A 19,928-nucleotide genomic window follows, 5' to 3' on the forward strand; every position below is an offset into this window, starting at 1 on the left:
ACGGGCTGGTCGTCACAGGTCGTCCCACCACCAGGCGATGGTGGGAAGCGGCAGCGGGTCGGGGTTGTCGTCGGAGGGCTCGTCGGCCCAACCCGGGTTCACGAGGCCGCGGTAGCGGGGCGAGGAGAGTGCCCAGTCGATGTTGCCGCGGATGGCGTGGCCCAGGCCGTCGAGGTAGGTCCGCAGGGCGCCGCTGACCGGTCGGGCGGCGACGGCCTCGCGCAGCCGCAGGAACCGCGTCATCACCCGGTCCCGCAGGCGAACGGCCTCCGCCACGGCCTCGTCGGGGTGCAGGCGCCGGTGGTGGGCCAGCACGTTCGCCAGGTTCTGGTCGGTGTTGTCCTCGCGGAACTCCTTGTCGTAGGAGTGGAGGTCGTTGTCCCACGCCGCGATCAGGATCGCCATTTCGGTCAGCGCCCGCACCGCGGGTGAGTCCATCTCCGCGCCGGGCACCTCCGGGCCGTTGGCGATCTCCAGCAGCGCGATGGTCGGCCCGCCGCCGCAGGTGTGCAGGCGCATGGCGGTGTAGTCGTCGAGGTCGGGCATGTGGCCGCGGGCGCGGTTGGCGACCTGCCACGCCACCGCGAACAGCCACCCGCGGTGCGCGTCGGCGAAGCGCCGCGCCTGCGTGGGCGTGCGCAGCTCGTACATGCTGCGCACGATGTCCTGGACGGCCCGCGCGTACCGGTCGTCGACCGCCTCGCACCACGGCGCGTCCACCGCGCGTTGCACGCTCGCCGCCATGGGCGGGAACGCCAGCGGGTCGTCGCTGAACCTGCCCGCGTCGCAGCGCCGGTCGTCGAAGAGGAACCCCCAGTACACCCACCGCACCGCGATCTGGAGCCCGTCCTCGTCCGCGCAGGGCGCGAACCGGGAGAAGAAGTCGGCGCTCCTGGTCCGCAGCAAGCGCTTGCGCGCCTCGTCGTCGGCGGCCAGGCCGATGCGGTCGACCCAGGCGAGGGCGCCGCGCTCGACCTCGGCCACGTGGGGGTGCACCGCCTCGGGCACCGGGCAGTAGAACGGGCGCAGGCTGATGCCCGCCGGCGCGTCGGTGGCGGTCACGCGCCGCTCCTCGTGCGCTCGGCGCTCCCCGGGAGGGAGCCGGCCGCCGCGCGGGCGATCCCGGCGGCGCCCCGGTCGTGCAGGCGCAGGACGTCGGCGCGGGAACCGCGCGGCAGGAACTCGTCGGGCAGGACCGGCACCCGCACCCGCCGGTCGGACCCCGCCGCGCGCAGCGCCTCGGCCACGCCCTCGCCGACACCGCCGCGGCGCGCGCCGTCCTCCACGCGCACCACCACCCGGCGCCCCTCGGCCGGCGCCACCAGCACCTGGTCCACCGCCCTGGTGAGGAACGTCGGGCAGACCGCGACCACCGGCCGCCGCAGGGCCTCGGCCGTGCGCGGCGCCTCCTCGACCTCCGCCACCACGTGCCGGTCGTGCCCGCCGCGCGGCCGCGCCGCGCGGGCCGGCTCGTCCAGCTCGGCGCGGGACGGCGGGGGGAGGTCGGTGTGCTCCGCCGGCGGGCGGACCGGAGCGCGGGCGTCGCGGTGGAGAACGGCGTCGGTCATGGGTCGCTCCTCGTGCCACGCGGGGAAGCCGCCCGGAGGACCGGGCCGAGGGCGAACGTGCCGGACGGTGCGGGGCGGTTCAAGCGGAGCGGGGGGATTCACGCCAAGAGGTCCCTCTTGATCACACGGACGTGTGCGCATAACCCCGAGTTTTCTGGGCAGGTGACGCTGCGCAGTGCGCGTGACCCGGGCTGTTCCACTGCACGGGGCGTATTTCTCGGTGAAACCGCTGGTCGGGATTCCCCGGTCGACCCCGAACGGTGACGGCGGGCCTGAGCGCGGTCGACGGCGCGCCGGGCGGTGTTAGCTTCAGGGCGCCGGGTAGCGACCGTTCCCCACCGCGTGCTCCCGCAGATCCCCCGGCCCGATCACGCCCGCGGAGGGGCCATGACCGTCATCGACGCGGTGCGCAGCGACCTGGACGGGGTCCGCGCGGAGGTGGAGGCGGCGCTCGACCGCTTCCTGGAGGACAAGGCGCGCGCCGCGCCCGACCCGTGCCTGCCCCCGCTGGTCGAGGTGCTGCGCGGGTTCGTCTCGGGCGGGAAGCGCTTGCGCCCGCTGTTCTGCCACACCGGGTTCGTCGCCGCGGGCGGCGCGCCCGGCGACCCGACCCCGGTGTCGACCGGCGCGGCCCTGGAGCTGTTCCACACCTTCGCGCTGGTGCACGACGACGTCATGGACCGCTCGGCGCTGCGCCGCGGCCGGCCGACCGTGCACCGGCTGCTGGCCGAGCGGCTCGGCGACGAGCGGGCCGGCACGAGCGGCGCGATCCTCGTGGGCGACCTGTGCTTCGCGTGGTCGGACGAGCTGCTGGACTCGGTGGACCTGGACCCGGCGCGCCGCCGAGAGGTGCGGGCCCTGCTGCACACCATGCGCACCGAGCTGATCGCCGGGCAGTACCTCGACCTGGCGCCGGGCGCCCGCCCCGCGGCCGACCCGGTGCGCGCCGCGCTGCGGGTGGTCCGGCTCAAGACCGCCCGGTACTCGGTGGAGTTGCCGCTGCGCGTCGGCGCGGCCCTGGCCGGGGCGGACGCCGCGCTGAAACGGGTGTGCGGCGCTTACGGCAGACCGGTCGGCGAGGCGTTCCAGCTGCGCGACGACCTGCTGGGCGCGTTCGGCGACCCGCGCCTGACCGGCAAACCGGACCTGGACGACCTCAAGGAGGGCAAGCGCACCGTGCTGATGGCGTTGGCGTGGCGGCAGGCCACACCCGGGCAGCGGGAGGTGATCTCCGCCCTGCACGGCGCGCCGGACCTCGACGGCGAGCGGGCCGAGCGGCTGCGCGAGGTGGTGCGCGCGACCGGCGCGGCGGACCGGGTGGAGCGGATGATCGAGGTGCGCGCGCAGCGGGCGCTGGCCGCGGTGCGCACCGCCGACCTCGCCCCCGTCGCCAAGTCGCTGCTGACCGGCCTGGTCGCCCTGGCGACCAGGCGCGGCAGGTGAGGCGCTGATGTCCGACCAGGGGTTCACGCTGCGGGCGGTCGACCTGCACAAGGCGTACGGCGCCCGCCAGGTCCTCAGGGGCGTCGGGTTCAGCCTGCGGCCGGGGGAGATCATGGGGATCATCGGCGAGAACGGCGCGGGCAAGACCACGTTGCTGCGCGTGCTGGCCGGCGAGCTGAAGCCCGACCGGGGCGAGGTGGTGCACCGCGACCGGCTGGGCTACTGCCCGCAGCGGATCGTCGTCAACGACGAGCTGACCGTCGAGCAGCACCTCAGGTACTTCCAGTGCGCCTACCGGCTCAGCTCGCTCGACCGCGCCCACGAGCTCGTCGAGCGGCTCGACCTGGTGAAGTACCGGCGCACCAAGGCGGGCGTGCTCAGCGGCGGCACCAAGCAGAAGCTGAACCTGGTGCTGGCGCTGATGCACGACCCCGGCGTGGTGCTGATGGACGAGCCCTACCAGGGCTTCGACTGGGACAACTACCTGGCGTTCTGGTCCATCACCCGCGAGCTGCGCGAGCGCGGCCAGTCGGTGCTGGTCATCTCGCACATCGCGCACGACGTGGAGCGGTTCGACCGGCTGCGCCGGCTGAGCGGCGGCCTGGTCGTCGAAGAGGCGGGAGTGGGCGCGTGAGCGGGCCGGGCGGGGTGCTGGAGCGGGCCCGGTCGTTCCGGTCGGCCCTCGCCGACGAGACGACGTGGCAGGCGTCGCTGGCCAAGGCGATCGGCTTCGAGGTCGCCCAGCACGTGCGCAACCGGCTGGCGCTGGCCCTCGTGCTGTTCTTCATCCCGACGTGGCTGGCGATCGTGGACGCGGTGATCCCGTCCGACAGCGTGGACTACCACTCGAAGGTCGTCGGCGGGCCGCTGTCGGTGGACGCCAACGAGCTGGCCACGGTGTCCGGCGCGATCAACGCGGTGACGTTGATCATCGGGTTCATGATGTTCGCCGCGGTGCGCCGGTCGAGCGCCTTCGACCAGCGGCTGGTGCTCGCCGGGCACTCGCGCGCGGTGCTGCTGCTGGCCAAGCTCGCCGGGCTGGTGCTGGTGGCGGCGGTGGTCGCGGCCTACGCCGGGTTCGTGATGGCGTTCTTCTGGGACCCGCGGCAGCCGGGGCTGATGGTGCTGAGCCTGTTCACCAGCGGCCTGACCTACGGCGGGCTGGGCATCGTGCTGGGGCTGGCGCTGTCCACCGAGCTGGCGGGCATGTTCGTGATCATCATGGTGTCCCTGGTGGACGTGATGGTGCAGAACCCCGTCATCAACCCGGCGGACGCGCAGGCCGTGGTGCGGTTCCTGCCGACGTACGGGTCGATGCAGGCGGGCGCCGCCGCCGGGTTCACCGACCGGGGCGCGGCCGGCTACGCGTGCCTGGGGCCGGCGTGGCTGACGGCGTTCTCGCTGATCGGCCTGGTGGCGTTCCACCGGCGGACCAGGGACCACGCGCGGTACGCGCCCGCGACCGCGCCGTCCGCCGCGGTGACCATCACCACCCGGGCCGACGGCTCGCTGGTGGTGACCTCGTTGGCGGGGCCGGTGGTCCTGTGCACGCGGCTGCCGCAGTGCCCGTCCGGGTGCGAGGCGCCCGTGGTGCCGCCGGCGCGGGCGCGCCGGACGGGCGCGGACACCGCGCAGGACGACGTGACCCTTCCACCCGCCGGCCGGGTGCCACCGCAGCACCCCGTGTCAACACCTCCACCATCGACGCGGCGCGCCCGCTCATCAGGGACCGGAGTCCCGATCCGGGGAAGGGCCAGGGCTCGAACCCCGGTGGACGGGTCGGCTCTCCGCCGTTCGGCTCTCCGCCGTGCGGATAGGGACGCGCCGGCGGGGTAGTAACCCCCCATGCAGAAGGCTGACGGCAGGCGACCGGACGGGGTGGACGACGCGACGGTCGAGGCGGTGGGCGCGTTGACCGAGGCGCTGGAGACCACGGAGCGGGCGCGGGGACACCTGTTCTCGTTCCACCAGCTGACCGGCAAGGCGGACGCGGAGGCGCAGCGGGCCGTGGAGCTGCTGCGCGAGGCCGGGCACGCCGAGCAGGCCGACCGGCTGGAGACCGAGCTGGTGGGGCGCAACGTGATCCACGGCCGGTGGACGTTCCAACTCGTCGAGGACTACGACGAGGGCTACTACCGCGCGTTCCGCGACTGCGAGCGGACGGTGCGCGAAGAACTGGCCGGCGGCATCCGACACCTCTACGAGTCCGAGCTGAAGGAGCACAACACCACCCCGAACCACCCGGCCCACAAACTGAACCCCTAACCCCTCCCCCCACCCCCGCGTGTCCTCCACTCAGACATCGCGTGTCCTCCACTCAGACACCGCGAGTCGTACGTTCAGACACCGCGAGTCGTACGTTCAGACCCACCGTGTCGTACGTTCAGGACCGCTGAGTTCAGCGTTCAGGTGCTCCTCACGGGGTTCGCAGGTGTCACGAACGTAGAACTCGGGGGCCCGGAACGTACGACACGGTCGTCCTGAGTGTTCGACTCGCGATGCTTGAGTGGAGGACACGCGGTGTCTGAGTGGAGGACACGCGGTGTCTGAGTGGAGGACACGCGTGGGGAGGGAGGGGAGGGGTTAGGGGCGGGTGGGGCGGGCTCGGTTCAGGAGGCGGCGGGCTCTGAGGGCTATTTCCAGGGTCAGGCGTTCTTCCGGGTCGGCCAGGCGGTCGCCCAGCAGCTCCTCCAGCTGGTGCATGCGGTAGCGCACGGTCTGGGGGTGCACGTCCAGGCGCGAGGCGATCTCGCCGATGCCGCCCCGCGTTTCCAGCCACGCCAGCAGCGTGGTCTCCAGGCGCTCGCGCTGCTTCACCGTCAGCCCGGCGAACGCGGCCAGCGCCCGTTCGCTGAGCCGGCCGACCAGGAACTCGTCGGACAGCAGCGCCAGCGTGGCCAGGTGGTCGTCGCACCAGGTCAGGGGCGTGACGGGCAGCAGGCCCCGCCGCACCAGGCCCAGGGTGCGCCGGGCGCACGCCAGCGACTGCCGCGCCTCGGCCAGCGCCACCACCGGCCCCACCGCCGCCCGCCGCCCGGGGAGGTCCAGCTCCACCCGGCCCGCCGGGTTGGCCACCACCAGGCACGGCGTCGAGCTCTCCAGGTCCACCAGCACGTCCCGGCCCAGCGCCACCGGCGGCAGCTGGTGCTGGTCCTCTCGGTACTCCAGGGCCACCACGGCGACCCGCTCGGGCAGCGGCCAGTCCGTGGTCGCGGCGAGGTCCGCGACGGAGCGCGCCGACGCCGGCTGGTCGGCCAGCACCAGCTTGAGCAGCTGCCGCCGCCTGCGCTCCAGCGCGCCGCTGGCGTTGGCCTGCGCCTCGGCGTACCCGGCGATGGCCACCCGGCACAGCTCGTCGACCCAGGCGAAGATCGCGTCACCGACCAGGAACAGCGTGTCGGTCGGCACACCCAGCTCGCGCCCCTGCTCGCTCAGGTGCCGCCACACCACGCGCGCCCCGACCCGCACGGCGGTCTGGAGGGAGTCCATGGTGCGGCCTTCGAGGTACTCGATCCGGCCGCTGTAGCGCAGCACGGCCTCCCAGTCGGCCTGCGCCGCCTCGGGGTTGACGATGATGTCGAAGCACTTCGAGATCGCCATCTCGACCGAGCCGACCAGGACCTCGCGGAACTTGCCCTCCAGGGGCTGCGCGTACGCGGGCACCGCCCGGCGGATCTCCCGCACCGCGTCGCGCACCAGGACGCCCGACAGCGGGGCCATCCGCTCGGCCAACTCGGTCGGGATGCTGGCCCAGAGCTGCCGCGCCGCGCTGAACTCGCTCGTCGGGCCGTACTCGCCCGCGGGGTGGACCGCCGGTCTGGTCGCCGTGCCCCTGGGGAACGTCCGCTGTCGCGCCAACCCGTTCAGTGAGATCGTCATGCTGCCGCCTCCGCATGCCGAAGCACCGCCTTGGGACTTCGCTCGATCGACACTAAAATCAGCCGTCACGGGGTGTCAAATACTCTTTCCACTCCCTTGACCTCGTTCACTCTTTCGAGTGATAAAAACCTTGTAGCCCCGTCACAACTCCGGCCCGCGGAACGTGCACGCCGGTGATAAATCACGCCTGCCTCCTGGACGGCGATCGGCGGTTAATGCACTGTGCATTATCTCTGCCACATTTTGCCCGGGAGGTGTCTTGTGCGAAAGATTTTCTCGTATTCGTCGGTCACGGTGGCCCTGGTCGCCGCGCTGACCGCCTTCGCCCCGGCCGGTCACGACCCGACGCCGCTCGGTCGCGAGTTGCCGGCGGGCGCCGGGTTCGCCGGCGGACAACCCGATTCGGGCTCCGGGGAACCCGACCCGGAGTTCTACGAGCCGCCCAATCCGCTGCCCGCCGCCGCGCCCGGCGACATCCTGCGCGCCCGCACCTCGGAAGCGGGCGCCGTGCGCCACACCGCCCGCGCCTGGCAGGTCATGTACCGGTCCACGGACGCGCTCGGCCGCCCCAACGCCGTGGTCGGCACCGTCCTGGTGCCGCGGTCGGTCGACCCGGCGACCGCGCCGATCGTCGCGTTCGCGGTCGGCACGCAAGGCCCCGCGTTCCGGTGCGCGCCCTCCGAGATGCTGCGCATCGGCGCCCTCTACGAACAGCCCGCGGTCAACGACCTGCTCAACGCGGGCTACGCGGTCGCCGTCACCGACTACGAGGGCTACCGGCCCGATCCCCGGACCACCTACGTCACCGGCCGCTCCGAGGGCCACGCCGTGATCGACGTGGTCCGGGCCGCCCAGCGGCTGCCCGGCGCCGGGTTGTCGGCGACCGCGCCGGTGGTGTTCCGCGGCTACTCGCAGGGCGGCGGCGCGGCCCTGTGGGCCGGCCAGCTGCACCCGGCGTACGCGCCCGAGCTCGACCTCGTCGGCGTGGTCGGCGGCGGCGTGCCCGCGGACCTCGTGCAGGTCGCCCTGCCGCTCGACGGCCGCAAGGGCTTCGGCCTGCTCGCGTACTCGCTGATCGGCCTGGACAACGCCTACCCGGAGCTGGACCTGGAGGACTACCTGACCGAGGCGGGCCGGACGGCGTTCGACCGGATGCGGCGCGAGGCGTGCACGCTCGAACTGCTCGTGGACTACCGGGGCCACCGGCTCGCCGACTACACCACGTCGAGCCCGGTGCTCACCCCGCCGTGGCTGGCGCGCGTGCGGGAGAACCAGCTCGGCGGCGAGCCGATCCGCGTGCCCGTGCACCAGTACCACGCCACGGGTGACGACCTGGTCGACTTCGCCCAGGCCAGGGCGTTGCGCGACGCGTACTGCCGGCTCGGCGTGCCGGTCGACTGGCGGACCTACGACGTCGACCACATCACCGCCGTCCACCGGGGCAACGCGGCGGCCCTGGCGTTCACCGCGGACCGGGTCGCGGGCCGCCCGGCCACGTCCGACTGCTGAGCGCCCGGCGACGGCGGAGACCGCCGCGGTCGGTCGCGGCGGTCTCCGGTCCAGGGGTCGGCGGTGTCAGGCGGGCCTGGCGGTGAGGGTCAGGTCGATCCCGTTGTCGGGACCGGCGGTGAGACCGCTGATCAGGTCGTTGAAGAGGCCGCAGCCGGTCAGCGCCGGGATGGTGTACGCGCCGGACAGCCGGCCGCCGGTGAGCGGGTCGAAGCCCGGCGCGGAGGTCAGGTCGATGCTCGCGGGCGTGGAGGTGCGGCAGGTGGGCTCGTTGCTGATCGGGATGCCGAACACGGTGACCGCCGGCAGCTTGATGGTGACCTTCGAGCTCGACGTCACGCTGCCCGCGCTGAGCGTGCCGGTGGTCTTGCCCTCGGGCACGAACTCGATCCTGGACTCGATCGGCAGGAACCCGAGCACGGTGAACCTGCCCGAGGTCGGCGGCAGCACGAGGTCGCCGGTGAACCTGCCGGTGGCGAGCTCCAGGTCGGCGTCGAGGCTGCCGGGGCCGAGCTTCACCGAGCCGCCCAGCTTCTTGATCGCCGACGAGCCGTCCAGCGCGTAGGAGTACTCGATGCCGCCGGGTGGGGTGGTCGTGGTCGTCGTCGGCGGCGTGGTGGTCGTAGTCGTGGTGGTGGTGGTCGTCGTGGTGGTCGTGGTGGTCGTGGTCGGGCCGCCGCCCGACACGTCGAACCGGATCAGCTCCGCGTCCTGGCCGGGGTTCAGGGTGCAGTTCGAGGTGAACGTGCCCAGGCCGGTGTCGGTGCCGTCGGCCCGCTTCGGGGTCAACGTGGTGGTGTAATCGCCGACCGTCACGGTCGTCGTGCCGGCCCGGGGGATGACCGCGGTGGGCACGGACCCGCTCGCGACCACGTCGAACGCGCCCTCCGCGGGCACCGGCTCCTTCGGCACGGTCAGGCCGGGGATCGCGATGGTCAGCGCGCTGCCCGCGTTGTCCAGCGTCACGCTCGCCTCGGCGGAGCCCTCCACGGTCGCCGCGCCGACCAGCGCCAGGCCCTGCGTCGCGGTCGGCGGCACGGTCACCGTGGCGGAGAAGTCGGTCGTCCTCAGCTCGCCGCCGACCGCGGTGGGCGTGTCGATGGTGGCGCGGATGCGGGTGGCCATCTGCTGGTTGCCGATGAGCGGGAACGGGCAGGTGAACGTCAACGTCTTGTCCACCCGGACCGGGGCCGCGGCGCCGGTGCCGACGGCCGTCAGCAGCCCGGCCACGACGAGCCCGGTCGTCACGCCCGCGGCCAGTGTCGTCTTCAACTTCACGGGGTGTTCCTTTCTCGAAATTCGCCGGAAATATGCCGACTGGCGGAAGCTAACGAGCATCGCGGTAAGCGGGCAAGGCTTGTCCGGAAAACCCGCGAAACCCGATAAAAAGTAAGTCGAACATTGAGCGACGCCGGTTCGCGCCGCTCACGAAGCGACAAGAACGGGGATCGGGGGACTCGTATTCGTGCGAAGAAGGCCGGGTGCGCCGGGTGATCCGGGGCGGCCGGGGGAATCCGCCTTGTTAGGCTGGCCGCCGTGCGGAAGACGATCTTGATCACCGGCGCGAGCGCCGGCCTGGGCGCGGAGATGGCCCGCCAGTTCGCCGCGCTCGGCCGCGACCTCGCGCTGTGCGCGCGGCGCACCGGGCAGCTGGACGAGCTGCGCGGCGAGCTGGTCGCCGCCCACCCCGGGATCAGGGTGTCGACCCGGCAGCTGGACGTGACCGACCACGACGCGGTGTTCGAGGTGTTCCGGTCGTTCGACGAGGAGTTCTGCGGGGCGGGCGACGGGTCGGGCGGGTCCGGCGGGCTGGACCGGGTCGTGGTCAACGCCGGCATCGGCAAGGGCAGGCCCGTCGGCACGGGCGGCTTCCACGCCAACAAGCGCACCGCCGAGACGAACTTCGTGGCCGCGCTGGCGCAGTGCGAGGCCGCGATGGAGCTGTTCTACCGCCGGGGCCGCGGCCACCTGGTGCTGATCTCGTCGGTCAGCGCCGTGCGGGGGATGCCGAAGTCCATGACCACCTACGCCGCGACCAAGGCGGCCGTGTCGTCACTGGCCGAGGGCATCCGGGCGGACACCCTCGGCACGCCGATCGAGGTCAGCGCGATCCTGCCCGGCTACATCCGGTCGGAGATGAACCCCGAGCAGCACGCGCCGCTGCTGGTGGACACCGCGGTGGGCGTGCGGGCCATGGTGCGGGCGATCGAGCGGGAGGTCGCCGAGGCGTGCGTGCCCGCGTGGCCGTGGAGGCTGATCGCGCCCGTGCTGCGGCACGCGCCGTTGGGGCTGGTCAAGCGCGTGCTCTAGGCGGTTCCCTCTTCTTCCTTCTCCTCGCCGCGGCGGCGCAGGAACGAGAAGCCGGGGATGCCGAGGATCGCCTGCTTCATGTCCTTGGTGACCTCCAGCAGCTGGTGGATCTCCGGGCCGACCTTGTCCAGGGTGGTCAGGATCGGCAGCACGTCCTCCATGATGTGCTTGGTCAGCACCGGGAGCTGGTCCACCAGCTCGATCGCGGCGTCCACCTCGTGCGGCGACAGGTCCGCCACGAAGCGCTGCGCCAGCGGGTGCGCCTGCCGCACCAGCGGCGCGTAGTCGTCCATCAGCTCGCGCGACACCCGGGCGGTCCGGGCGACGTCGGCGGTGATGCCGTCCGCCGCGGCGGTGACCACCTTCGCCCGCTCGACCAGTGCCTCGGTCTCGTCCAGCACGCGCTCGGTGCGCGCGACCAGGCCGTCGGCCCGGCGGACCACGGACTCGGCCGCGCCGAGCAGGTCCAGCACCCGGCCGGGCACGGCCACGGCGGTCTCCACGGTGGTCCTCGCCAGAGAGAACAGGGCGCGCGGCGTCAGCTCCATGCCCCCACTCTGCCGTACCGGGACGTACCGGGCCCACCGGTGATCCTTGTCGGAGGTCGTCCAGACCAATTACAGTCGCTGGCGTCGCCGCCCGACGCTCCCCGTGACCCGGGGGGTCGAAGGAGGTGCGCATGCCCAGGACGCTCCGCGCGTTGGCCGCTCTCGCGCTCGTCGGCGGGTCGGCGTTGATCGCGCCCACGGCACGGGCCCAGGTCGAAACCGGTCCCTGGACCTCGTACTCGCCCTCGTTCACCGTGCAGGAACGCGGGTGCGGCGAGGTGGCCGACCTGACCTTCCGGCTCACCTGCTCCACCGCGAGCGGCGACCAGCGCGCCGAGCGCCGGTACGCCACGTACGCGGGCGGCACCCGCCAGTTCGAGGGTTCCTTCCGCGTCACGAGCCTCGGCGGCACGCGCGTCAGCCTCAAGCAGACGTTCCACGAGTCCGCGGCGGGGCCGTTCTTCATGCTCGCGGTCGAGCGCGGCGGACGGCTGTACGCGGTGCACGGCGGGGCGACGGTCGCCACCGGCGCGACCGTCGGCACGACGGTGCGGGTGAACACCGTGCACGTGGTCGGCGGCGAGCACCGCACGTACGTCAACGGGTCGCTCCGGCACACCTACGCCAGTCCCGGCGGCAGCTTCTACGACAAGTTCGGCGCGTACCGCACCAACAGCGGCCAGGGGCCGGCGACGGTGGTGTGGAGCGGCGTCCGGTTCTGGCGCCGGTGAGGCGGTTCCTCGTGGCGCTGCTGCTCCTGGCCGGGTGCGGTCGGGAGCAGCAGCCGGCGTTGACGGCCGCGCTGACGGCCGCGCTGACCTCGCCCGTGGACGTGGAGTTGAGGTGGGAGCCGGAGGCCGGGGTCGAGGGGCAGGTCGTGGAGTACGCCAACGAGACCGGTGGGGCTTATGTGGCACTGGGGTTCGTGGGGCCGGGGGTGGGGATGTACGAACATCCCGATCTGATCCCGCGGACCTCGTTCCACTACCGGGTGCGGTCGTTCCGCGGACCGGCGTCGGAGGTCCTGGAGGTGGCCCTGCCGCCCGGTGACGAGGTGCCGGAGGCGGACGGGCACGAGTGGGCCGAACCGGTCACGGGCGCGAGCGGGGTGCGGCCGGTGCGGGACGGGGACGCCGCGCCCACCGGGTTCCGGGCCGAGGTGGAGCACGCCAACGGGGTGCTGTTCAGCTGGGTCGACCAGGCCGAGGGGGAGGAGGGGTACTTCCTGGAGGCCAAGCCCTCCGGGGCGGCGGACTTCGCCGTGGTCGCGCAGCTCGACCCGGACGTGAGGTCGTTCGGGTTGATCACGCTGCCCGCGGAGAAGAACGCCGCTTACCGGGTTCGGGCCTACTACAGCGGTGCGACGACGAACGTCGCCCGGGTGACGACCGGTGAGCCGCCCGGGTGACGACCGGTGGCGGGTGGGCCCTTAAGCCGGGACCTCCTGCTCCGAGGCCTCCTCCGCGAACTGCGTCCGGTGCAGCTCCTCGTAGCGGCCACCCGCGGCGAGCAGGTCCGCGTGCGTGCCGCGCTCCACCACCCGGCCGTCCTCCACCACCAGGATCAGGTCCGCCGCCCGGATCGTCGACAGCCGGTGCGCGATGACCACCGCCGTCCGGCCCGCCAGCGCCTCGCCCAGCGCGGCCTGCACCGCGGCCTCCGACGTGGAGTCCAGGTGCGCCGTGGCCTCGTCCAGGATCACCACGCGCGGCTTGGCCAGCAGCAGCCGGGCGATCGTCAACCGCTGCCGCTCGCCGCCGGACAGCCGGTAGCCGCGCTCACCGACCACCGTGTCCAGCCCGTCCGGCAACGACCCGACCAGGTCGGCCAGCCGCGCCCGCCGCAGCACCTCCCACAGCTCCTCCTCGGTCGCCGACGGCTGCGCCAGCAGGAGGTTCGACCTGATCGACTCGTGGAACAGGTGCCCGTCCTGCGTCACCATGCCCAGCACGTCGCGGACCGAGTCGGCGGTCAGGTCCCGGACATCCACACCGGACAGCCGCACCGCGCCCGAGTCCACGTCGTAGAGCCGGGGCAGCAGCGAGGCGATCGTGGACTTGCCCGCGCCCGACGAGCCGACCAGCGCCACCACCTGGCCCGGCTCCGCCCGGAAGCTGACGCCGTGCAGCACCTCCGCGCCGCCCCGCGTGTCCAGCACCGCGACCTCTTCCAGCGACGCCAGCGAGACCTTGTCGGCCGAGGGGTAGGCGAACCGGACGTCCTCGAACTCCACCGACACGGGGCCGTCGGGCACCTGCCGCGCGTCGGGCTTCTCGGTGATCAGCGGCTTCAGGTCGAGCACCTCGAACACCCGCTCGAAGCTCACCAGCGCGCTCATCACCTCGACCCGCGCGCTGGCGAGGGCGGTCAGCGGCGCGTACAGCCTGGTCAGCAGCAGGGCGAGCGCGACGACCGAGCCCGGGTCCAGCTCCCCGCGCAGCGCGTAGAACCCGCCCAGGCCGTAGACCAGGGCCAGCGCCAGCGCCGACACCAGCGTCAACGCGGTGAGGAACACCGTCTGCACCATCGCCGCGCGCACCCCGATGTCGCGCACCCGCCGGGCCCGCAGCTCGAACTCCCGCGACTCCTGGGAGGGCCGCCCGAACAGCTTCACCAGCGTCGCGCCCGGGGCCGAGAACCGCTCGGTCATCTGCGTGCTCATCGTCGCGTTGTGGTTGGCCGCCTCGCGCTCCAGCCGCGCCAGCCGGGAACCCATCCGCCGCGCGGGCACCACGAAGACCGGCAGCAGGAGCAGCGCGAGCAGGGTGATCTGCCACGACAGGCCGATCATCACGACCAGGGTCAGCACCAGCATGACCACGTTGCCCGCCACGCCCGCGAGCGTGTCGCTGAACGCCCGCTGCGCCCCGATCACGTCGTTGTTGAGCCGGCTCACCAGCGCACCGGTGCGGGTGCGGGTGAAGAAGGCGATGGGCATCCGCTGCACGTGGTCGAAGACGGTCGTGCGCAGGTCCAGGATCAGGTCCTCGCCGATGCGCGCGGACAACCACCTGGTCAACAGGCCCAGCGCCGCCTCGACCACCGCGATGCCGGCGATCACGCCGGCCAGGGCGAGGACCACCCGCGTGGTCGAGCCGTTGACGATCGCGTCCACGACCCGACCCGCCAGGACGGGCGTCAACACCGCCAGCACCGCCATGACCACGCTGAGCGCCAGGTACTGGAACAGCCGTGACCGGCGCGGCCGCGCGAAGGCCCAGATGCGGCGGAGCGTGGCGGCGGAGAAGGGCCGTTTGTCGTCTTGGGCGTTCGTGACGTGGTACAGCGACATCCAGGCGGTGGTTTCCATGTCCATGGGCGGAACGCTAGGACCTGGAGTTGAGTGGAGGTCAATGGGTTTTCGGCGGGACCGGGAATGGGGGGAGGGCGGGCGGCGTTGACGGTGGGAGGACCTTGAGCACTTGGGGAGGCACGACGTGGCGCTGGAACCGGAGGAGTTGTTCGAAGTCGACTCCGACGTCCCGGACCTGACCGGAGCGGTGCTGCTGCACCACTTCGACGGTTTCATGGACGCCGGCGCGGCTGGTTCGGTGCTGGTCGACCACCTGCTGGAGACGTACGAGCACCGGGTGGTCGCCCGGTTCGACGTCGACGGCCTGATCGACTACCGGGCCCGTCGGCCGACGATGACCTACGCCACCGACCGGTGGGAGGACTACGCCGAGCCCGAGCTGGTGGTCCGCCTGCTGCACGACGCGGTGGGCACGCCGTTCCTGGTGATGACCGGCCCGGAGCCGGACCGCAGGTGGGAGGCCGTGGTCGCCGGGATCCGGGCGCTGGTCGAGCGCTGGGGCGTGCGGCTCGCCATCAGCTTCCACGGCATCCCGATGGGGGTGCCCCACACCCGCAAGCTGTCCGTGATCTCGCACGCGACCAGGCCCGAGCTGGTGGTCGAGAAGTCGCCGTTCAACCGGGTGCAGGTGCCGGGGAACCTGTCGGCGCTGCTGGAGCTGCGCCTCGGGCAGGCCGGGCACGACGCGATGGGGTTCGCGGCTTACGTGCCGCACTACCTGTCCCAGAGCACCTACCCGGCGGCGGCGCTGGGGCTGCTGGAGTCCATCACGAGGGCGACGGGGCTGGCGTTGACGGCGGGGGCCGTGCAGGAGGCCTCGCGGCGGACGGACGCCGAGATCCGGCGGCAGGTGGCGGAGTCGGCCGAGATCGCGCAGGTCGTCGAGGCGTTGGAGCGCCAGTACGACGCGTTCGCGGAGGCGTCGGAGAACCTGCTGGTGTCGGGGGACGAGCCGTTGCCCAGCGCGGACGAGATCGGGGCCGAGTTCGAGCGGTTCCTGGCCGATCAGCAGCGGGACGTCTAGAGGTAGAGGTCTGCCAGGAGTTCGTAGGAGGTCCGCAGGGCTGAGCGGTCGTGGGTGCTGGTGGTGACGAGGACTTCGTCGGCGTCGGTGCGTTCGACCAGGGCGTCCAGGGCTTGGGCCACCTCGCTGGTGGTGCCGTGGACCTGGCCCTCCAGGGATTGTTCGAACAGGGTGCGTTCGCGGGTGGTCATGGGGGTGGCCAGGATTTCCTCCGGGGTGGTCAGCGGCGGGAATTCACCCCTGGTCCGGGCATGGGTCATGGCCCAGGCTTCCGGGATGAGGAGTTCTCGTGCGTCGGCTGTCGTCCCCGCCACGGCGACGGTGGTGGAGACGATCGTGTAAGGGGTTCGAGCCCAGGGGGAGGGGCGGAATTCCCGGCGGTAGGCGTTGATCGAGTCGATCAGCGCCTTTTCGCCGTTGAAGGCGCCGATGACCAGGGGCAGGCCGTGGGCGGCGGCCGTTCGCGCGCTGGCGCCGGTGGCCAGGACGAAGGGGTGCGGGCGGAGGCCGGGGGCCGGGTAGGCGCGCACCGGGTTGTCCTCGGTGAAGTAGCCGAGGAGTTCGGTCAGCTTCGGTTCGAAGGTGTCGGCGTCTTCCTTCGGGTGGCCCAGGGCTGCGCGGACCGCGTTGGTGAAGCCGACCGATTTGCCCAGGCCCATGTCGATGCGGTCGGGGAAGAGGGATTCCAGGACGCCGAATTGCTCGGCGACGGTGATGGGTTGGTGGTTCGGCAGCATCACGCCGCCGGTGCCCACGCGGATGGTCCTGGTGGCCGCGGCGGTGGCTGCGGCCAGGACGGCGGGGGCGGAGCCCGCCACGCCGGGGACGCCGTGGTGCTCGGAGACCCAGAAGCGGTGGTAGCCGAGGGATTCGACGTGCTGGGCGAAGGTCGTGGTGTCGCGCAGTGCTTCGGCGTGGGTGTGACCGGAGCGGGTGCGGGAGCGGTCTAGCACCGAGAGCCTCACGTCGGGGTCAACGCGCGGGGCGGGGTGGGGATTCCGCCCGGGGTCCACCACCGGCCTCAGGGGCGCGGCAACATGCCCACGAGCGACGTGACGATCGCGAGCCGCAGGGCTGCCCGCAGTTCGATGCGGTGGACCGCCAACGCCGGCTCGGACTCGTAGACGGCGAGCAGGCTCGGCGGCGGCGAGGTGTAGGCGGACAGCGCGCCGGCCACCAGCAGGACGGTCAGGCAGAGCTGCTCGGCCTGGTCGCCGACCTCGGGCAGGTGCCGCCGGACGAGGCCGGCCATCACCGCGAGGTTGCCCAGCGAGGCGTGCTTGTGCCGGCGGACCGCCTCGACCGAGACGTTGTGCTCCAGCACCCCGCCCTGCGCGCCGTAGAGGTCGCAGAGCGCCGTCCGGGCGGCGAGCGACCGGCTGAGCACGTCGGCCGCCTGTTCGGCCCGCTCCACCGCGGGCCGGTCCGGGTCGACGGCGGGGGCCAGCTCCTGCTCCAGTTCGGCCAGCCAGGTCGCCGTCCGGTCGTCCATCAGGTCGAGCAGCACCGCCTCGCGGGACTCGAAGTAGCGCAGCACCGCCGTCTTGGCCAGGCCGACCCGCCGGCTCAGCTCGTTCAGGGTCACCTCGGCCACCGGCATCTCGTCGAGCATCGCCGAGGTCGTCTCCAGGATCGCCCGGCGCCGGAGCTCGCGCTGCTCCTCGGTGCGTGCCCGCTGGAACGTCATGACGTCAACCCTAGCTTGTGTACCGCCGGTACCTTGACAGCGTACCGGCGGTACATTAACGTTCCGATCGTAAGTTACCGGCGGTACATTAGGAGTCCGTGATGAAGTGGACCGAGCAGCAGATCCCGCGCCAGGACGGCCGGGTGGCCGTGATCACCGGCGCCAACACCGGGTTGGGCTTCGAGACCGCCCGGCGGCTCGCCGAGCGCGGTGCGGCGGTCGTGCTGGCCGTGCGCGACACGGAGAAGGGGGAGCTGGCCGCCGCCCGGATCAACGGCGACGTCTCCGTGCGGGAACTGGACCTGACCTCGCTGGAATCGGTGCGCGCCGCCGCGGCCGGCCTGCGCGCCACCCACCCGCGGATCGACCTGCTGATCAACAACGCCGGCGTGATGTACACCCCTAAGCAGACCACTCGCGACGGGTTCGAGATGCAGTTCGGCACCAACCACCTGGGCCACTTCGCGCTCACCGGGCTGCTGCTCGACCTGATGCTGCCCGTGCCCGGCTCCCGGGTGGTCACGGTCAGCAGCACCGGTCACCGCATCCGCGCCGCCATCCACTTCGATGATTTGCAGTGGGAGCGTTCTTATGGCCGGGCCGCCGCTTACGGTCAGTCGAAGCTCGCCAATTTGATGTTCACGTATGAGTTGCAGCGTCGGCTTGCCGGGCAGGGCAACACCGTTGCGGTGGCGGCGCATCCCGGCATCTCCAACACCGAGCTGGCCCGCAACACCCCGGCGGTTGCCCGTCGGCTGATCACCTGGCTCGCCCCGGTGATCAGCCAGCCGGCGACGGCGGGTGCGCTGCCGATCCTGCGGGCCGCCACCGACCCGTCCGTTCTCGGCGGGCAGTACTACGGGCCTGACGGCTTGGCTGAGCGGCGCGGTTACCCGAGGGTGGTCGCCTCCAGCCCCGACTCCTACGACCTGACCGTGCAGCAACGCCTCTGGGCCGTTTCGGAAGACCTCACCGGTGTGCGCTTCCCGGTTGGTCGGGTGGCCGCTGCGGCGTGAGGTGTCGGGGAACGGAAAGATAAGAGCGGAAAGCTTCAAGAGCGGAAAAGCTTGAGAGCGGTCCCTCGCCGCTGGGCAGGCCTCCGGGGGGAAGTGCGTGGGCTCGTGGTTTCCCCGTATGGCCTGCCTGAGGCAACCACACTCGTCAAGGGCCCCGCGAAGAGCGTGCGGGACCCTTGACAAGCGCGGCAGGGCTGCGCCCGGGCCATACGGGGAAACCACGAGCTGGGTCCCTGTTCGTGCTGGCGCGGGCGGTGGGGTTTAGGCGAAGCGCCACTTCTGGTTGGCGGTGCCCAGGCACGTCCAGAGGTGGAGCCTGGTGCCGTTGGCGGAGCTGTTGTTCTGCGCGTCCAGGCACTTGTTCGCCTGGATGTTCACGATGTCGTTGGCGCCGCTGACGGCCCAGCGCTGGGCTCCGGAGCCGTTGCAGTCCCAGAGTTGGACGAGGGTGCCGTCGGCGGTGCCGCCGGAGGCCGCGTCCAGGCACTTGCCCAGGGCGCGGATCGTGTCGCCCTGGCGGGTCCACTGCTGGGCGGTGGTGCCGTTGCAGTCGTAGAGCTGGACCGCGGTGCCGTTGGCGGGGTTGGCGCCGGCCACGTCGACGCACTTGCCGCCGATGCCGGTGATGCGGTTGCCGACCGGCTGGTTGCCGTCGGTGGTGGAGACTCGGACGTAGTCGATCACGAACTGCTGCGGGAACGTGGTGCTCGCGTCCGGGTAGCCCGGCCACTCGCCGCCCACCGCGAGGTTCAGGATGACGAAGAACGGCTTGTTGAACACCCACTGGTTGCCGTTGAGGTCGGCCGGGGTGCGGCGCTGGTAGACGTTGCCGTCCACGGACCAGGCGATGCTGTTCGGCGACCACTCGATGGCGAAGGTGTGGAAGCCGTCGGCGAAGTTCGGGCCGTTGAACGGGGCGCCGATGCCGCCCGCGCCCGAGTAGCCGGGGCCGTGGAGGGTGCCGTACACCGTGTCCAGGTCGTGGCCCAGGAACTCCATGATGTCGATCTCACCGCTGTTGGGCCACGGGTTGCCCGAGTTGATGTCCTGGCCGAGCATCCAGAACGCGGGCCAGATGCCCTTGCCGCGCGGCATCTTCATGCGCGCCTCCACCTTGCCGTAGGTGGTGGTGAACTTGCCGGCGGTGTTGATGCGGGCGGAGGTGTACTGGCAGCGCCCGTACCAGCAGTTCCAGTTGCCCGGGTTCTCCTTGCGGGCGGTGATGACCAGGTTGCCCTGGCCGTCCATCGCCGCGTTGCTCGCGGAGTCCGTGTACCACTGGTGCTCGCGGTTGTTGCCGTTGTTGTTGCCCGTCTCCGTGTTCCACTTCGAGCCGTCGACCCGGGTTCCCGCGGGGCCGTTGAACTCGTCGGACCAGGTGACGGCCATGGTGCCCGGGGCGGCGGCGGCAGGGGAGGGGGCTGCCACGACGCCCTGGGGCACGGCGAAAGCGCTCAGGGCGAGCGCGAACGCACTCACCACCACTCGTGTCCTCATCGACACTCCTCTCACTTTGGCGGCGGCCAGGGCAGAACTTACTGCATGACCTTTAATCAAGTCACGATGAAAGTGGAGGGCTTTACTGTCTGGTCAAGCCGGGACACCCACCGGCACGACGAGGAGGTCGACAC

General features: G+C 72.1%; 19 protein-coding genes. 10 read left to right on the plus strand and 9 right to left on the minus strand.

Going from position 1 to position 19,928, the window contains the following annotated elements; translation table 11 throughout:
- Nucleotides 1-12 precede the first annotated feature (12 nt).
- Nucleotides 13-1,062 (minus strand): terpene synthase family protein, encoded by a 1,050-nt coding sequence (locus ABD223_RS32880; protein WP_344040596.1) that lies wholly within the window; start codon nucleotides 1,060-1,062, stop codon nucleotides 13-15.
- Complete coding sequence (locus ABD223_RS32885) at nucleotides 1,059-1,568, minus strand: hypothetical protein (protein WP_344040597.1); 510 nt, start codon at nucleotides 1,566-1,568, stop codon at nucleotides 1,059-1,061. The genes ABD223_RS32880 and ABD223_RS32885 overlap by 4 nt, the downstream gene beginning before the upstream one ends.
- 387 nt (nucleotides 1,569-1,955) lie before the next feature.
- Between ABD223_RS32885 and ABD223_RS32890 the strand changes: the two genes are divergently transcribed.
- From ABD223_RS32890 to ABD223_RS32905, 4 genes are read left to right on the plus strand one after another with little or no spacing between them, the layout of a single operon-like run.
- Entirely contained in the window at nucleotides 1,956-3,011 is a 1,056-nt protein-coding gene (locus ABD223_RS32890) for a polyprenyl synthetase family protein (RefSeq protein WP_344040598.1), read from the plus strand.
- A gap of 7 nt (nucleotides 3,012-3,018) precedes the next feature.
- The gene (locus ABD223_RS32895; protein WP_344040599.1) at nucleotides 3,019-3,645 is read left to right on the plus strand and encodes an ABC transporter ATP-binding protein; all 627 of its coding nucleotides are present in this window, start codon (nucleotides 3,019-3,021) and stop codon (nucleotides 3,643-3,645) included.
- A complete protein-coding gene (locus tag ABD223_RS32900) occupies nucleotides 3,642-4,847 on the plus strand; it encodes a hypothetical protein (RefSeq protein ID WP_344040600.1) in 1,206 nt (401 codons plus the stop codon). Before ABD223_RS32895 ends, ABD223_RS32900 begins: the two co-directional genes overlap by 4 nt.
- Nucleotides 4,848-4,856: 9 nt before the next feature.
- Nucleotides 4,857-5,276: a hypothetical protein gene (locus ABD223_RS32905; RefSeq protein ID WP_344040601.1), complete on the plus strand. Its 420-nt coding sequence runs from the start codon at nucleotides 4,857-4,859 to the stop codon at nucleotides 5,274-5,276.
- Nucleotides 5,277-5,594: 318 nt separating this feature from the next.
- Here the strand turns inward: ABD223_RS32905 and ABD223_RS32910 are convergent, their stop codons facing one another.
- Nucleotides 5,595-6,890 (minus strand): PucR family transcriptional regulator, encoded by a 1,296-nt coding sequence (locus tag ABD223_RS32910; protein ID WP_344040602.1) that lies wholly within the window; start codon nucleotides 6,888-6,890, stop codon nucleotides 5,595-5,597.
- 363 nt (nucleotides 6,891-7,253) lie between these two features.
- On the opposite strand from ABD223_RS32910, the gene ABD223_RS32915 reads away from it, so the two are divergent.
- Entirely contained in the window at nucleotides 7,254-8,399 is a 1,146-nt protein-coding gene (locus ABD223_RS32915) for a lipase family protein (protein WP_380648378.1), read from the plus strand.
- Nucleotides 8,400-8,465: 66 nt separating this feature from the next.
- Here the strand turns inward: ABD223_RS32915 and ABD223_RS32920 are convergent, their stop codons facing one another.
- Complete coding sequence (locus ABD223_RS32920; RefSeq protein ID WP_344040604.1) at nucleotides 8,466-9,677, minus strand: DUF6801 domain-containing protein; 1,212 nt, start codon at nucleotides 9,675-9,677, stop codon at nucleotides 8,466-8,468.
- A gap of 258 nt (nucleotides 9,678-9,935) precedes the next feature.
- On the opposite strand from ABD223_RS32920, the gene ABD223_RS32925 reads away from it, so the two are divergent.
- Nucleotides 9,936-10,709: an SDR family oxidoreductase gene (locus ABD223_RS32925; protein ID WP_344040605.1), complete on the plus strand. Its 774-nt coding sequence runs from the start codon at nucleotides 9,936-9,938 to the stop codon at nucleotides 10,707-10,709.
- Here the strand turns inward: ABD223_RS32925 and ABD223_RS32930 are convergent.
- Nucleotides 10,706-11,257, minus strand: a complete 552-nt coding sequence (locus ABD223_RS32930) for a hypothetical protein (RefSeq protein ID WP_344040606.1) — start codon at nucleotides 11,255-11,257, stop codon at nucleotides 10,706-10,708. The two genes, ABD223_RS32925 and ABD223_RS32930, sit on opposite strands and share 4 nt — an antisense overlap.
- 131 nt (nucleotides 11,258-11,388) lie before the next feature.
- Between ABD223_RS32930 and ABD223_RS32935 the strand changes: the two genes are divergently transcribed.
- On the plus strand, nucleotides 11,389-11,988 hold the full coding sequence (locus ABD223_RS32935) for a hypothetical protein (protein ID WP_344040607.1): 600 nt from the start codon (nucleotides 11,389-11,391) through the stop codon (nucleotides 11,986-11,988).
- A complete protein-coding gene (locus ABD223_RS32940) occupies nucleotides 11,985-12,665 on the plus strand; it encodes a fibronectin type III domain-containing protein (RefSeq protein ID WP_344040608.1) in 681 nt (226 codons plus the stop codon). Before ABD223_RS32935 ends, ABD223_RS32940 begins: the two co-directional genes overlap by 4 nt.
- Nucleotides 12,666-12,686: 21 nt before the next feature.
- On the opposite strand, the gene ABD223_RS32945 is transcribed toward ABD223_RS32940, so the two are convergent.
- The gene (locus ABD223_RS32945; protein WP_344040630.1) at nucleotides 12,687-14,549 is read right to left on the minus strand and encodes an ABC transporter ATP-binding protein; all 1,863 of its coding nucleotides are present in this window, start codon (nucleotides 14,547-14,549) and stop codon (nucleotides 12,687-12,689) included.
- Between the two features lie 145 nt (nucleotides 14,550-14,694).
- Here ABD223_RS32945 and ABD223_RS32950 point away from each other — a divergent pair, with 145 nt between their 5' ends.
- Nucleotides 14,695-15,594: a proteasome assembly chaperone family protein gene (locus ABD223_RS32950; RefSeq protein ID WP_344040609.1), complete on the plus strand. Its 900-nt coding sequence runs from the start codon at nucleotides 14,695-14,697 to the stop codon at nucleotides 15,592-15,594.
- Here ABD223_RS32950 and ABD223_RS32955 read toward each other — a convergent pair.
- Nucleotides 15,591-16,547, minus strand: coding sequence for an MsnO8 family LLM class oxidoreductase (locus ABD223_RS32955; RefSeq protein WP_344040610.1), 957 nt, complete (start codon nucleotides 16,545-16,547; stop codon nucleotides 15,591-15,593). The genes ABD223_RS32950 and ABD223_RS32955 overlap by 4 nt on opposite strands.
- 68 nt (nucleotides 16,548-16,615) lie before the next feature.
- Nucleotides 16,616-17,281 (minus strand): TetR/AcrR family transcriptional regulator, encoded by a 666-nt coding sequence (locus ABD223_RS32960; protein ID WP_344040611.1) that lies wholly within the window; start codon nucleotides 17,279-17,281, stop codon nucleotides 16,616-16,618.
- 101 nt (nucleotides 17,282-17,382) lie between these two features.
- On the opposite strand from ABD223_RS32960, the gene ABD223_RS32965 reads away from it, so the two are divergent.
- The gene (locus tag ABD223_RS32965; protein WP_344040612.1) at nucleotides 17,383-18,297 is read left to right on the plus strand and encodes an SDR family NAD(P)-dependent oxidoreductase; all 915 of its coding nucleotides are present in this window, start codon (nucleotides 17,383-17,385) and stop codon (nucleotides 18,295-18,297) included.
- Nucleotides 18,298-18,558: 261 nt separating this feature from the next.
- Here the strand turns inward: ABD223_RS32965 and ABD223_RS32970 are convergent, their stop codons facing one another.
- A complete protein-coding gene (locus tag ABD223_RS32970) occupies nucleotides 18,559-19,794 on the minus strand; it encodes a family 16 glycosylhydrolase (RefSeq protein ID WP_344040613.1) in 1,236 nt (411 codons plus the stop codon).
- Nucleotides 19,795-19,928 lie beyond the last annotated feature (134 nt).

The organism is Saccharothrix xinjiangensis (assembly GCF_039527585.1).
In the GTDB taxonomy this organism is placed as follows: domain Bacteria; phylum Actinomycetota; class Actinomycetes; order Mycobacteriales; family Pseudonocardiaceae; genus Actinosynnema; species Actinosynnema xinjiangensis.

Coding starts and splice junctions, on each gene's coding strand:
- ABD223_RS32885 (WP_344040597.1), bottom strand. CDS start 1,568: ATGACCGACGCCGTTCTCCACCGCGACGCCCGCGCTCCGGTCCGCCCG.
- ABD223_RS32890 (WP_344040598.1), top strand. CDS start 1,956: ATGACCGTCATCGACGCGGTGCGCAGCGACCTGGACGGGGTCCGCGCG.
- ABD223_RS32895 (WP_344040599.1), top strand. CDS start 3,019: ATGTCCGACCAGGGGTTCACGCTGCGGGCGGTCGACCTGCACAAGGCG.
- ABD223_RS32905 (WP_344040601.1), top strand. CDS start 4,857: ATGCAGAAGGCTGACGGCAGGCGACCGGACGGGGTGGACGACGCGACG.
- ABD223_RS32910 (WP_344040602.1), bottom strand. CDS start 6,890: ATGACGATCTCACTGAACGGGTTGGCGCGACAGCGGACGTTCCCCAGG.
- ABD223_RS32930 (WP_344040606.1), bottom strand. CDS start 11,257: ATGGAGCTGACGCCGCGCGCCCTGTTCTCTCTGGCGAGGACCACCGTG.
- ABD223_RS32935 (WP_344040607.1), top strand. CDS start 11,389: ATGCCCAGGACGCTCCGCGCGTTGGCCGCTCTCGCGCTCGTCGGCGGG.
- ABD223_RS32945 (WP_344040630.1), bottom strand. CDS start 14,549: ATGTCGCTGTACCACGTCACGAACGCCCAAGACGACAAACGGCCCTTC.
- ABD223_RS32960 (WP_344040611.1), bottom strand. CDS start 17,281: ATGACGTTCCAGCGGGCACGCACCGAGGAGCAGCGCGAGCTCCGGCGC.
- ABD223_RS32965 (WP_344040612.1), top strand. CDS start 17,383: ATGAAGTGGACCGAGCAGCAGATCCCGCGCCAGGACGGCCGGGTGGCC.
- ABD223_RS32970 (WP_344040613.1), bottom strand. CDS start 19,794: ATGAGGACACGAGTGGTGGTGAGTGCGTTCGCGCTCGCCCTGAGCGCT.